This window comes from Bradyrhizobium sp. HKCCYLRH3073 (assembly GCF_051167995.1).
GTDB lineage: Bacteria > Pseudomonadota > Alphaproteobacteria > Rhizobiales > Xanthobacteraceae > Bradyrhizobium.
The window spans coordinates 1-12,810 of record NZ_JBNPUD010000018.1; the positions used below are offsets into that span (position 1 = coordinate 1).

The 12,810-nt window shown below is 66.2% G+C and carries 14 protein-coding genes; 9 read left to right on the top strand and 5 right to left on the bottom strand.

What is annotated here, in order from left to right; translation table 11 throughout:
- Positions 1-587: 587 nt before the first annotated feature.
- Positions 588-1,121: a GNAT family N-acetyltransferase gene (locus ACQR1X_RS29035; protein ID WP_316236775.1), complete on the bottom strand. Its 534-nt coding sequence runs from the start codon at positions 1,119-1,121 to the stop codon at positions 588-590.
- Positions 1,122-1,226: 105 nt separating this feature from the next.
- On the opposite strand from ACQR1X_RS29035, the gene ACQR1X_RS29040 reads away from it, so the two are divergent.
- The 9 genes from ACQR1X_RS29040 to ACQR1X_RS29080 all read left to right on the top strand — a co-directional run bounded on the left by ACQR1X_RS29040 (position 1,227) and on the right by ACQR1X_RS29080 (position 8,039).
- Positions 1,227-1,826 (top strand): superoxide dismutase, encoded by a 600-nt coding sequence (locus ACQR1X_RS29040; protein ID WP_315801788.1) that lies wholly within the window; start codon positions 1,227-1,229, stop codon positions 1,824-1,826.
- Between the two features lie 175 nt (positions 1,827-2,001).
- The gene (gene crcB / locus ACQR1X_RS29045) at positions 2,002-2,388 is read left to right on the top strand and encodes a fluoride efflux transporter CrcB (RefSeq protein ID WP_315801789.1); all 387 of its coding nucleotides are present in this window, start codon (positions 2,002-2,004) and stop codon (positions 2,386-2,388) included.
- Positions 2,389-2,719: 331 nt separating this feature from the next.
- Positions 2,720-2,941, top strand: a complete 222-nt coding sequence (locus ACQR1X_RS29050) for a hypothetical protein (protein WP_315801790.1) — start codon at positions 2,720-2,722, stop codon at positions 2,939-2,941.
- Between the two features lie 2 nt (positions 2,942-2,943).
- The gene (locus ACQR1X_RS29055; protein ID WP_315801791.1) at positions 2,944-3,702 is read left to right on the top strand and encodes a metal ABC transporter ATP-binding protein; all 759 of its coding nucleotides are present in this window, start codon (positions 2,944-2,946) and stop codon (positions 3,700-3,702) included.
- Positions 3,699-4,571: a metal ABC transporter permease gene (locus tag ACQR1X_RS29060; RefSeq protein ID WP_409997905.1), complete on the top strand. Its 873-nt coding sequence runs from the start codon at positions 3,699-3,701 to the stop codon at positions 4,569-4,571. Before ACQR1X_RS29055 ends, ACQR1X_RS29060 begins: the two co-directional genes overlap by 4 nt.
- A gap of 11 nt (positions 4,572-4,582) precedes the next feature.
- Positions 4,583-5,452 (top strand): metal ABC transporter substrate-binding protein, encoded by an 870-nt coding sequence (locus ACQR1X_RS29065; RefSeq protein WP_315801792.1) that lies wholly within the window; start codon positions 4,583-4,585, stop codon positions 5,450-5,452.
- A gap of 69 nt (positions 5,453-5,521) precedes the next feature.
- The gene (locus ACQR1X_RS29070; RefSeq protein ID WP_409997906.1) at positions 5,522-6,565 is read left to right on the top strand and encodes a CobW family GTP-binding protein; all 1,044 of its coding nucleotides are present in this window, start codon (positions 5,522-5,524) and stop codon (positions 6,563-6,565) included.
- Complete coding sequence (locus tag ACQR1X_RS29075; protein ID WP_434900127.1) at positions 6,565-7,584, top strand: WD40 repeat domain-containing protein; 1,020 nt, start codon at positions 6,565-6,567, stop codon at positions 7,582-7,584. Before ACQR1X_RS29070 ends, ACQR1X_RS29075 begins: the two co-directional genes overlap by 1 nt.
- A gap of 146 nt (positions 7,585-7,730) precedes the next feature.
- Positions 7,731-8,039, top strand: a complete 309-nt coding sequence (locus ACQR1X_RS29080; RefSeq protein WP_434839642.1) for a hypothetical protein — start codon at positions 7,731-7,733, stop codon at positions 8,037-8,039.
- A 395-nt stretch (positions 8,040-8,434) separates the two neighbouring features.
- Here the strand turns inward: ACQR1X_RS29080 and ACQR1X_RS29085 are convergent, their stop codons facing one another.
- The 4 genes from ACQR1X_RS29085 to ACQR1X_RS29100 form a co-directional block, all read right to left on the bottom strand.
- A complete protein-coding gene (locus ACQR1X_RS29085) occupies positions 8,435-9,859 on the bottom strand; it encodes a homospermidine synthase (RefSeq protein WP_434900128.1) in 1,425 nt (474 codons plus the stop codon).
- Between the two features lie 73 nt (positions 9,860-9,932).
- Positions 9,933-10,322: a RidA family protein gene (locus ACQR1X_RS29090; RefSeq protein WP_434900129.1), complete on the bottom strand. Its 390-nt coding sequence runs from the start codon at positions 10,320-10,322 to the stop codon at positions 9,933-9,935.
- A 244-nt stretch (positions 10,323-10,566) separates the two neighbouring features.
- Positions 10,567-11,160, bottom strand: a complete 594-nt coding sequence (locus ACQR1X_RS29095; RefSeq protein ID WP_316179637.1) for a GNAT family N-acetyltransferase — start codon at positions 11,158-11,160, stop codon at positions 10,567-10,569.
- Positions 11,161-11,337: 177 nt separating this feature from the next.
- Complete coding sequence (locus tag ACQR1X_RS29100) at positions 11,338-12,480, bottom strand: type III PLP-dependent enzyme (protein WP_315716540.1); 1,143 nt, start codon at positions 12,478-12,480, stop codon at positions 11,338-11,340.
- Between the last annotated feature and the right edge of the window lie 330 nt (positions 12,481-12,810).

Here is a 12,810-nt window from a genome sequence, read left to right on the forward strand (position 1 = left end):
CATTCCCTGCGCGACGGTCTTCACGCTTATACGCAGTCTCCCTGGTGCGCCGGGCTTGTTGGCCACCATGCCGCGACCATGCTTGCGCATTGCGCGGGTGACACCAGCGTCGGGGTGTCAGGACGCTGCGACTTCACGTCCGCGAGGTATCGTTCGTCCGCATCCTCGTCGAAGAGAATGCTGCGATCACTCGCGGCCATCGCATCCCCACCTCGCGTGTCGTGACGATCGCGCGCTACGCCCCTCTGCGGTGAGGCGGGATGCACGGAGATAATCATGATTTCCGATAATGCGCAAGTGAATTATTTTTTCCGGAAGTTGCGCCGGGCGCTGCGCTGTCGTCCCGGTCGGGACATGGTTTGGACTGCCGCGACAAACTCCGCTGTCGTCCCGGCGAACGCCGGGACCCATACCCCCAGGGAGCGGTTTGAGGCACGCTGGCCGTTGGCCTTTCGCGTCTCGCAACCGCCGCGGCGTATGGGTCCCGGATCGGCGCCGCGACGCGCTGGCGCGCGTCACGGCTTGTCCGGGACGACAGCGGAAGGGAGAACGGATTTACGATTCAAACAAGGGAGGGGAGAACGGAGTCACCACGGCAATCCGCAGAGGTCGATGGTGCCGCGGGTCGGCGCGGTGCGCTTGACGTCGTGGACCAGCGCGGACAGCCGGTCGAAGCGGATGCGGCCCTGCTCGGGCTGCTCGGCGTAGACGTCGCCGTCGAACGGGATGAAGCCTCTCGCCGTGTAGAAGGGGATGCGATCCGCCGCGCAGAATAGCACGGCGTAGTTGATCGAGTCCTCGTGCCGCAGGGTCTGGATCGCCGCGTTCAGTCCCACCGTGGCGAGGCCGCGGTTGCGCATGTCGGGACGCGTCAAAACGCCGCCGATGCCGGCGACATTGACGTTCTGGCCGTTCCACTTCACGAGTCGGCGATAGATGCCGACATGGCACAGCACCTCGCCCCTGTCGTCCTGCACCAGCACCCGCAGGTCGGCATGCGCAAATGTGATACCAGCCCACGGCAAACCGGCGACCACCTCCGGCGGCCAAACCGCGTCGTAAAGCGGCTTGACCAGCGGCCAGGCGGCGTCACCATTCAATACGTCGATCTCGATGCTCATCAAAGCGGCTCGCTTTTTCCAAATTCACGGTGTTTTACGGTGTCGGAACCTTCTATAAGAAGGTCCCGTTAAATCCCGTCTTCCACAAGTTGCGGAACCTCCCCCATGACCTTTACGCTTCCCCCCCTGCCTTACGCCTATGAAGCCCTCGGACCCTACATGTCCAAGGAGACGCTCGAGTACCATCACGACAAGCATCATCAGGCCTATGTGACCAACGGCAACAATGCGATCAAGGGGACCGAATTCGAAGGCAAGTCCCTCGAGGAGATCGTCAAGGGCTCGTTCGGCAAGAACCCCGCCGTCTTCAACAATGCCGGCCAGCATTTCAACCACATCCATTTCTGGTCCTGGATGAAGCCGAATGGCGGTGGCTCCAAGCTGCCCGGCCGGCTCGAGAAGAAGATCGACGAGGATCTCGGCGGCTTCGAGAAGTTCAAGGCCGACTTCGCCGCCGCCGGCGTCGGCCAGTTCGGCTCGGGCTGGTGCTGGCTCTCGGTCAAGAACGGCAAGCTGGAGATCTCCAAGACCCCGAACGGCGAGAACCCGCTGGTGCACGGCGCGACCCCGATCCTCGGCTGCGACGTCTGGGAGCACTCCTACTACATCGACTATCGCAACCGCCGTCCCGACTATCTGAAGGCGTTCGTCGAGAATCTCATCAACTGGGACTACGTCGACGAGCTCTACGGCAAGGCTGTCTGATCGCTTATGATCCACGGAGGAGGGCGGTGAGCTCTAAGCTCGCCGCCCTTTTTCGTGACAGGATATTGACGCGACCGGTCCTTGCAAGCGAAGGCGCGTTTCGGCAAGAATTTTGCTGGTGAGGTGCGGAGGGTAGGGCATCCGTTCTCCGGCGCCGTGTGCAAGGTCAGGTTCTGTGAATCAATTGTTGGGCTATCTTCTCGTCTTCGTCGGCGGTGGCTGCGGCGCCTCGCTCCGGCACGCGATCAACATGGCGAGCGCCCGCGCGCTCGGCACCGATTTTCCGTGGGGCACCTTCATCATCAACATCACCGGCTCCACCGTGATGGGGCTGATCGCCGGCTACCTCGCCTTCAAGGGCGGCGCCTCTCAGCATTGGCGGCTGTTCCTGATGACCGGCATCCTCGGCGGCTACACGACCTTCTCGGCATTCTCGCTCGATACCGCGCTGCTCTATGAGCGCGGCGCACCGGGGCTGGCGGCGTTGTATGTGCTGGGCTCGGTCGGCATCTCCATCGCCGGCCTGTTCGGCGGCCTGGCGCTGGTGCGGGTCTTGAGCTGAGGCATCTTCGGCTCCCGCTGGCGCTAATGGCCCCGGAAACATTCCGGGCCTCATGGTTCGAGACGCGCCTTTCGGCGCTCCTCACCATGAGGGGCAGCTTCGTAGCCAGCGTGGCACGTTGATCGGAAACAGCGTGTTGACGGCGCGAGGGCCGCTGCGATCTGCTCAGTCCAGTCCAGAGTGCGAACCTTCGCTCCTCACCCTGAGGAGCCCGCCGCAGGCGGGCGTCTCGAAGGGCGAGGCCCGCACGAGCGGGCGTCAATGGTGACGGCCTTGGCATAGCGCGCGGCCGGTGGACAGGGGTGATGTTATAATGTAACATTATAACGAAATGACCCAGTCCGCGCTCCAGAGCCACGATCACAGCCATGCGCATGGCGCGCACGGGCATGGCCACGGCCACAATCACGCCCACGGTCATGGTCCGGGCGCGCCGCATCCGGCGCAGCCGGCGTCCTGGTCGATCCTGCGGATGCCCGTGACGACACGGCTGGGGGCCGCGATCGCGGCCAGCGCGGTGCTCTGGGTCATCGTCATCATGGCGATGCGGTGAGGATGGCGATGGTGCAGCTGCAGTTCCGGGACGTCACGCTCGGCTATGACCGGCACCCGGCCGTGCATCATCTTTCGGGCGACGTGGCGGAGGGCGCGCTGCTGGCCGTGATCGGTCCCAACGGCGCCGGCAAATCGACCTTGTTCCGCGGCATCGTCGGCCTGTTGAAGCCGCTCGCCGGCAGCATCACGGCCGCCGGCCTCAAGCCGCGCGAGATCGCCTATCTGCCGCAGATCGCCGACATCGACCGCTCCTTCCCGATCTCGGTGTTCGATTTCGTCAGCACCGGACTGTGGCGCAGCACCGGCATGTTCGGCGGCATCGGCGCGGCCGCGCGCGAGAAGATCGCCCGGGCCATCGCCGCCGTCGGCCTCACCGGCTTCGAGGGCCGCGGCATCGGCACGCTGTCGGGCGGCCAGATGCAGCGCATGCTGTTCGCGCGCGTGCTGCTGCAGGATGCCCGCGTGATCGTGCTCGACGAGCCGTTCAACGCGATGGATTCCAAGACCTCGGCCGACCTTCTGCAACTGATCGAGCACTGGCATGGCGAGCGGCGCACCGTGCTGGCGGCGCTGCACGACATGGACATGGTGCGCGCGCATTTCCCGCAGACCCTGCTGCTGGCGCGCGAGGCCGTGGCCTGGGGGCCGACGGCGGAGGTGCTGACGACGGACAATCTCGCGCAGGCGCGCCGGATGTGCGAGGCGTTCGACGACGCCGCCGCGCCCTGCGTGCCCGCGCCAGCCTCCAAGGCGGCATGATGCTGCGCGAGGTGCTGTTCGCTCCGTTCTCGGATTTCGAGTTCATGCGCCGCGCGCTCGCCGCGGTCATCGCGCTGTCGCTCGGCTCCGGACCGATCGGCGTCTTCCTGATGCTCAGGCGCATGAGCCTGGTCGGCGACGCCATGGCGCATGCGATCCTGCCGGGAGCCGCGATCGGCTTCCTGCTGTCGGGGCTCAATCTGTTCGCGATGACGACCGGCGGGCTGATCGCAGGCTTCGCCGTGGCGCTGCTGTCGGGCCTGGTGTCGCGCTCGACCGGGCTGAAGGAGGACGCGTCGCTCGCGACCTTCTATCTGGCGTCACTGGCGATCGGTGTCACCATCGTCTCGGTCAAGGGCACCAATATCGATCTGCTGCACGTGCTGTTCGGCAACATCCTGGCGATGGACGATCCGACCCTGCTGATGGTGGCCTTCAATGCCACGCTCACCTTGGTCGTGCTCGCCGTGATCTATCGCCCGCTGGTGGTCGAGAGCGTCGACCCGCTGTTCCTGCGCACCGTCAGCCGCGCCGGCGCGCCGGCGCACCTGATCTTCCTCGGCCTGATCGTCGTCAATCTGGTCAACGGCTTCCAGGCGCTCGGCACCTTGCTCGCGGTCGGCCTGATGATCCTCCCGGCGGGCATCGCCCGGTTCTGGTCGCGCGACGTCACGCCGATGATCTGCATCGCCGTCGCCTCCGCGATCGTCTCCGGCTATGTCGGCCTGGTGCTGTCGTTCCAGACCCGCATTCCCTCGGGGCCAGCGATCATCCTGGTCGCGTCGCTCCTCTATCTCGGCTCGGTGCTGTTCGGACGCGTGGGCGGCGTGCTTCCGCAACTGTTTCCGGGACGTCACCTCGAAGCCTGAAGTCCATCCCCATGAAACGTTTGCTGTCCGTCCTCACTCTGCTGCTGTCGCTCGTCGCCCCCGCATCGGCCGAGACCCGGCTGAACGTCGTCACCAGCTTCTCGATCCTCGCCGACTTCGTCCGCCAGGTCGGCGGCGACAAGGTCAGTGTCGCCTCGCTGGTCGGGCCGGACAGCGACGTGCACGTCTACACGCCGACGCCGCATGATGCGAAGGACGTCGGCGCCGCGCGGCTCTTGATCGTCAACGGCCTCGGGCTGGAGGGCTGGCTGCCGCGGCTGCAGCAGGCCTCCGGCAGCAAGGCGCCGATCATCACGGCCACGCAGGGCATCAGGCCGCGCAAGCGCGGCACGGATGCCGATCCGCATGCCTGGCAGTCGGTCGGCAATGCCAAGGTCTACGTACGGAATATCCGCGACGCGCTGGTGGCGGCCGACCCCGCAGACGCGGAGGTCTTCAAGGCCAATGCGGAGCGCTACCTCGCCGAGCTCGATGCGCTCGACCGCGAGGTCCGCGCCGAGATCGACAAGATCCCGGCCGAGCGGCGCAAGGTGATCTCGACCCATGACGCCTTCGGTTATTTCGCCGATGCCTATGGCGTCGCCTTCATCGCCCCGCTCGGCGTCTCCACCGAGACCGAGCCCTCTGCCCGCGACGTCGCCGAGATCATCCGCCAGGTGAAAAAAACAGGGATTCCGGCCGTCTTCCTGGAGAATTTCAACGATGACCGGCTGGTCGGCCGGATCGCCGCCGAGACCGGCGCCAAGATCGGCGGTACGCTGTATTCCGACGCACTGAGCGATGAAAAGGGCCCCGTTCCCACTTACATTGCCATGGTCAGGCACAATATAAGGGCCTTGACGAGCGCGCTGGTCCGTTAGGGTTTTCAAGCCCTCGCGGCCAGCGCTTTTGAGCCATTTTCGATGCGATCTGAGGTTTTCGGAGTGAGCATGTCCGACGCGAGCAAGACACCAGTGACGGTCCTGACCGGCTATCTCGGGGCGGGCAAGACCACGCTTCTGAACCGCATCCTCTCGGAAGACCACGGCAAGAAGTACGCCGTCATCGTCAACGAATTCGGCGAGATCGGCATCGACAACGATCTCATCGTCGGCGCCGATGAGGAAGTGTTCGAGATGAACAATGGCTGCATCTGCTGCACGGTGCGCGGCGACCTCGTGCGCATCATCTCCGGCCTGATGCGGCGCAAGGGCAAGTTCGACGCCATCATCGTCGAGACCACCGGGCTCGCCGACCCCGCGCCGGTGGCGCAGACCTTCTTCGTCGACGAGGACGTGCAGAAGAACGCCCGGCTCGATGCGGTGGTGACGGTGGCCGACGCGAAGTGGCTGTCGGACCGGCTCAAGGATGCGCCGGAGGCCAAGAACCAGATCGCGTTCGCCGACGTCATCGTGCTCAACAAGACCGATCTCGTCAGCAAGCCGGAGCTCGCCGAGGTCGAGGCGCGCATCCGCGCCATCAACCCCTACGCAAAGCTGCATCGCACCGAGCGCTGCCAGATCGCGATCTCCGATGTGCTGGAGCGCGGCGCGTTCGATCTCGATCGTATCCTGGAGATCGAGCCGCAATTCCTCGAAGCCGGCGACGACCACGATCATCACCATCATGATCACGACCACGGTCATGATCATCATCACCACCATCACGATCACGGCCTGAAGCACTATCACGACGAGGAGATGCAGTCGCTGTCGCTGCGCTCCGACAAGCCGCTCGATCCGTCGAAGTTCATGCCGTGGCTGCAGAACCTGGTGCAGACCGAGGGCGGCAAGATCCTGCGCTCCAAGGGCATCCTGGCGTTTCAGGACGATGACGACCGCTACGTCTTCCAGGGCGTGCACATGATGCTGGAAGGCGATCATCAGCGGAAGTGGAAGCCGGATGAGGCGCGCCAGAGCCGCGTCGTCTTCATCGGCCGCGAGTTGCCGGAAGACGCCATCCGCGAAGGCTTCGAACGCTGCATCGTGACCTGATGACGTCGTTCGACCAGGGCGGCGAGGCCGCATCCATCGTCTCCGTCACCGACAAGGTGAAGCAGGTCGCGCTCGGCATGGCCGTCGCGGCCGTGCACTATCTCGGCGACCGCGCGGTCTTCGTCGGCACCGAGGAGAGCGTCGCGGTTGTCGACGCGGAGGGCGAGATCAGCAAGATCGAGGTATCAGGCGGCGGCATCCTGTCGGCGGTGTCGGACGGATCGCGCATCCTGTTCGGCGGTGATGACGGCAAGGTCTCCGCGCTCGACAAGGCCGGCAGAGTCAGCGTGCTCGCCACCGATCCGAAGCGGCGCTGGATCGACAACGTCGCGGTTCACCCCGATGGGGCGATCGCCTGGTCGGTCGGCAAGACCGCGTTCGTGCGCGCGCCGAAGGGCGAGGAGAAGTCGCTCGAGGTGCCCTCGACCGCGGGCGGACTGGCGTTCGCGCCGAAGGGCCTGCGGCTTGCGATCGCGCATTACAACGGCGCCACTCTGTGGTTTCCGAACATGGCGGGCGAGCCGGAATTCCTCGGCTGGGCCGGCTCGCATCACGCCGTCACCTTCAGCCCGGACAACAAGTTCCTGGTCACGGCGATGCACGAGCCGGCGCTGCATGGCTGGCGGCTGGCCGATTCCCGGCACATGCGCATGACCGGCTACCCGTCGCGGGTCAAGTCGATGTCGTGGGGCAGCGGCGGGCGCTTTCTCGCCACCTCCGGCGCCGACATGGTCATCCTCTGGCCGTTCGTCGGCAAGGACGGCCCGATGGGCAAGGAGCCGGCGATGCTGGCGCCGATGAAGGCCAAGGTCACCGCGGTCGCCTGTCATCCCAAGCAGGACATCCTGGCCTGCGGCTACGAGGACGGCACCGTGCTGATGGTGCGGATGCAGGATGGCGCCGAGATCCTGGTGCGGCGGAACGAGACACCGCCGGTCGTGGCGCTGGGCTGGAATGCCGCGGGAACCTGGCTGGCGTTCTCGGATGAGAGCGGCGAGGCCGGGCTGCTGCGGCTATAGGGCCCGTTCCGAAAGGTTAATGGGGCATAGCGGCGCAGGCCCAAATGGGAACCTGGCCGCTATCAGTCCGTTGTTCCCAGGCATGATCTGATGCGAGCGCCACATCCAGTGGCGTGTTGCGCATCGGACGATGCGGAGGACGAGCGATGGCCCCGATCAACAGCAAACGCACCCTGCGCCGCGACCTGTGGCTTGCCGGCGGACTGCTCGGCCTCGGCGCGCTGGTCGCGATCATCTCCTTCACCGAGATCAAGGCCGGCCATCTCGACCGCATGGCCCAGGCGACGCCCGAGCCGTCGGCGACGCCAGCCGAATCCAAGCCCGGCGGCACCCGCCCGACCACGCCGGCACCCGAGCCCGCGCGTCCCGACATCGAGGCCCAGAAGGAAGGCGCCAAGCCGGCGCTGCCGCCGGCGCCCGCCGAAAAGGTCGCGCCGCCGATGGAGAAGAAGTAGTTCGGTCAGCCCGTAACGCGGCGGCGAACTCCGCCGTCGTCCCGGCGAACGCCGGGACCCATAGCCACCGGCCGTCATGAGACGGGCCGCTGACAGCCAACTTCCCCGATAGCGTCCGCGGTATGGGTCCCTGCGTTCGCAGGGACGACACCGTTGATTGGGCCGCCCCGCCTGTTGTGGAGCGCGGTTGTAGGGCACGCTTCCGCAACACACTCCGCTGTCGTCCCTGCGAACGCAGGGACCTATAACCACAGGGAGTGGTTTGAGGCAGGCTATCAGCTCCACCTCCCGCCTCATACCCGCCACGGCGTATGGGTCCCGGGTCGGCGCTGCGTCGGCGTTGCCGTCGCAGCTTGCCCGGGACGACGGGGGAGGTTGGCGCAGACGGCGACGGCTTACCGTACCAGAATGTTGCGGAACTGCCAGGGATCGCTCGTATCGATGTCCTCCGGGAACAGTCCCGGCCGATCGTTCAGCGGCGTCCAGTCCGTGTAGTAGCCCTTGACCGGGCCGAGATACGGCGACTGGATCTCCAGGCAGCGGCGGAAGTCCATCTCGTCGGCCTCGACGATGCCGGCGGTTGGGTTTTCCAGCGCCCAGACCATGCCGGCGAGCACGGCCGAGGACACCTGCATGCCGGTGGCGTTCTGATAGGGCGCGATGCGGCGGGTCTCTTCGATCGACAGCTGCGAGCCGTACCAATAGGCGTTCTTGCCGTGGCCGTAGAGCAGCACGCCGAGCTCGTCGATGCCGTCGACGATCTCGTTCTCGTCGAGGATGTGCCACTTCTCCTGCATCTTGCCGGTGGCGCCGAAGATCTCGTGCAGCGACAGCACCGCGTCGTTGGCCGGGTGATAGGCGTAGTGGCAGGTCGGGCGGTACACCACCTTGTCGCCGTCGCGCACGGTGTAATAGTCGGCGATCGAGATCGACTCGTTGTGGGTCACCAGGAAGCCGTATTGCGCGCCCGGGGTCGGGCACCACGAGCGGACGCGGGTGTTGGCGCCGGGCTGCAGCAGGTAGATCGCAGCGCCGCAGCCCTCGGTGTGGCAGCGGCCGTTCTCTGGCATCCACTTCTCGTGCGTGCCCCAGCCGAGCTCGGCCGGCTGCAGACCCTCGGACACGAAGCCCTCGACCGACCAGGTGTTGACGAACACGTCCATCGGCTTCGGATTCTTTGATCGCTGGGTGTCGCGCTCGGCGATGTGGATGCCCTTGACGCCGAGCTTCTGCATCAGCTGCGCCCAGCCCTCGCGGCTCTTCGGCTCGACGATCTCGGTCTTGGTGTCCTTGGCGATGTTCAGCAGCGCCTGCTTGACGAACCAGGAGACCATGCCGGGATTGGCGCCGCAGGTCGAAACGGCGGTGGTGCCGCCCGGGCTCTTGCGGCGCGCAGCCAGCAGCGTCTCGCGCAGCGCGTAGTTGGAGCGCTGCTCGACACCCTTCTGCTTGTCGAAATAGAAGCCGAGCCACGGCTCGACGACGGTGTCGATGTAGAGCGCACCGATCTCGCGGCACATCGTCATGATGTCGACCGAGGAGGTGTCGACCGAGAGATTGACGCAGAAGCCCTGGCCGCCGCCTGCGGTGAGCAGCGGCACCAGGAGCTCGCGATAATTGTCGCGGGTCACGCCCTGCTGGATGAAGCGCACGCCATGCTTCTTCGCCAGCGCGCCATCGTCATGCGGATCGATGATGACGAACCGGCTCTTGTCGTAATCGAAATGGCGTTCGATCAGGGGCAGGGTGCCCTTGCCGATCGAGCCGAAGCCGATCATCACGATGGGGCCGGTGATCTTCGCGTGGATCTGCGAGCTCATGAATGGTTCTCCGCGAAAGGTGCGTGGGATGGATGGACTCAGGCGGCGCGCGCCTTCAGATGCCTCGCCGCGTTTAGGTGCCGCGGCGCTTGGCGGTGACCTCGATCTCGACCTTCATCTCCGGCTTCAGCAGCGCCGCGACGACGACCATCGTGGCGGCGGGGCGGATGTCGCCGAGGACCTCGCCGCAGACCGCAAAATGCGCGTCGGCGTCGCTGACGTCGGTCAGGTAGTAGGTCGCGCGGACGATATCGGCCATCTCGAACCCGCCCTCCTGCAGGGCGGCCGCGATGGTCTTGAAGCAGTTGCGTGACTGGCTCGTGACATCGGCCGGCATCGTCATCGTGCTGTAGTCATAACCGGTGGTCCCGGCGACGAAGGCGAAGTCGCCATCGACGACGGCGCGGCTGTAGCCGGCGGTCTTCTCGAACGGTGATCCGGTAGAGATCAGGCGGCGGGACATGACGGACCTCGTGGGGGATTTTCGGGGGTTAAAGAGCTTTTGCTGCACCTGCGCAACCCCTCGCGGGGCTGCTGCGGCGCCCGTTGCCGGAATGCCTAACGCAGGCGGGTGACGTCGGGTCCGGCGGGCGGGCCGCTGCTCCAGCGCCGGACCATGATGTCGCGAACGATCATGATCCCGAGCAGGATCAGCAGGAGCGTTGGCAACAGCGTTCGCCGCCGCGGCGTGGCCGCCGCCCTGGTCCTCACGCCGCGCACGATATCTGCCGCTCGCGGCGCGAGCGGCGGGCCTTGCGCTCGGCCGCTCCCGTGGCGACGATCATGCCGGTCGCCCCGTGCAGCGCGCCATCGACCAGCTCGAGCCCGAGCAGGCGCTCGCGCGCGAACGCACCAGGCAGCTCCAGCTCGGCGGTCTGCGCGACCGAGAAGCCGAAGCGGGCGTAGTAGGGCGCATCACCGAGCAGGATCACCGCGCCATGGCCGCGCGACGCCGCGATCATCAGCGCGGCATTCATCAGCGCCGCACCGACGCCGAGGCTGCGCGCCTCGGCGGCGACCGCCAGCGGGCCGAGCATCAGCGCGTCGCGTCCGCCGGCGCTGACGTGCCACAGCCGCAGCGTTCCCACGAGGACGCCGCCGCGCGTCGCCGACAAGGCGAGGCCTGCGGCGGGCGCGCGTCCGTCGCGCAGGCGCTGGCAGGTGCGCTCATGGCGATTGTCGCCAAAGCAGGCATCGAGCAGCGTCTCGCGCGCCGGGACGTCGGAGGCACGCTCGGCACGGATCACGAACGGAGCGGCAGTCCGAAGCGGCGTGGTCGAAGGGATGCGAAAAGCGGTCATGGCACGTCAGTCCCCGGCCTGCGCGGCGGACCTTGGGCTCGCGCGCAAACACGTGATGTCAGGTTGAAGATGACGGTGGATCGCTCCCTCCCCCGCTTGCGGGGGAGGGTCGGGGTGGGGGCAGCCCCACCCGAGGCTCTTGCCCATCTCACCCGCGCAGGGGCGAGGGCAGCCAGATCAGATGTGATAGGTCTTCAGCGGGGGGATGCCGTTGAAGGCCACCGACGCGTAGGTCGAGGTATACGCCCCGGTCCCCTCGATCAGCACCTTGTCGCCGATCGAGAGTGTCACCGGCAGCGGATACGGCAGCTTCTCGTACATCACGTCAGCCGAATCGCAGGTCGGGCCGGCGAGCACGCACGGGGTCATCTCCGCGCCCTCATGCGGCGTGCGGATGGCGTAGCGGATCGACTCGTCCATCGTCTCGGCGAGACCGCCGAACTTGCCGATGTCGAGATAGACCCAGCGCAGCTCGTCCTCGTCGCTCTTCTTCGAGATCAGCACCACTTCCGACTCGATGATCCCGGCATTGCCGACCATGCCGCGGCCCGGCTCGATGATCGTCTCCGGGATCTGGTTGCCGAAATGCTTGCGCAGCGCACGGAAGATCGAGCGGCCGTACTGCACGACCGGCGGCACGTCCTTCAGGTACTTGGTCGGGAAGCCCCCGCCCATGTTGACCATGGTCAGGTTGATGCCGCGCTCGGCGCAGTCACGGAACACCGTCGAGGCCATCGCCAGCGCGCGGTCCCACGCCTTCACCTTGCGCTGCTGCGAGCCGACATGGAACGAGATGCCGCACGGCTCCAGGCCCAGGCGCTTCGCCAGGTCCAGCACTTCGACCGCCATCTCGGGATCACAGCCGAACTTGCGCGACAGCGGCCACTCGGCGCCGGCGCAATCGTACAGGATGCGGCAGAACACCTTCGCGCCCGGCGCTGCGCGCGCGATCTTCTCGACCTCGGCGGCGCAGTCGACGGCGAAGAGGCGGATGCCGAGCGCATAGGCGCGCGCGATGTCCCGCTCCTTCTTGATGGTGTTGCCATAGGAGATGCGGTCCGGCGTCGCACCGGCGGCCAGCGCCATCTCGATCTCGGCGACGGTCGCCGTGTCGAAGGACGAGCCGAGCGAGGCGAGCAGCGACAGCACTTCCGGCGCCGGGTTGGCCTTGACCGCGTAGAACACGCGGCTGTCCGGCAACGCCCGAGCGAAGCTCATGTAGTTGTCGCGCACGATCTCGAGGTCGACGACGAGACAGGGCTCGTGGTCCAGACCTTCCTCGCGGCGGTTGCGCAGGAATTCCCGGATACGTTCGGTCATAGCACCCTCCAAACGGCCCCAGCGACGAGACCCGTTCAAAATGATCCCGACACGGGTGCCTTGGCGTTGCCGCCCGATGGAAAGGCGACAAAACCTCGAACCCGTAGCCGAATTGTGCTGCCGTGGATTGGTTGGGAATTTCCCGCCCGCACACCTGGCAATGAAGGACAAGCCTTTTCAGTAGCCCGCGCCGGCTTTGGACTGCCGGTAGAGACCAAAAAAGCCCGATCCGTCGTTGCTTTAAGTCGCGTCCCCCGTTGAGAGCGGGGTGCGCCGGTTCGCCTCCGGCTGCCAGTCACGGTTGCAAAAGATGGGGTGACCTTCAGCGGC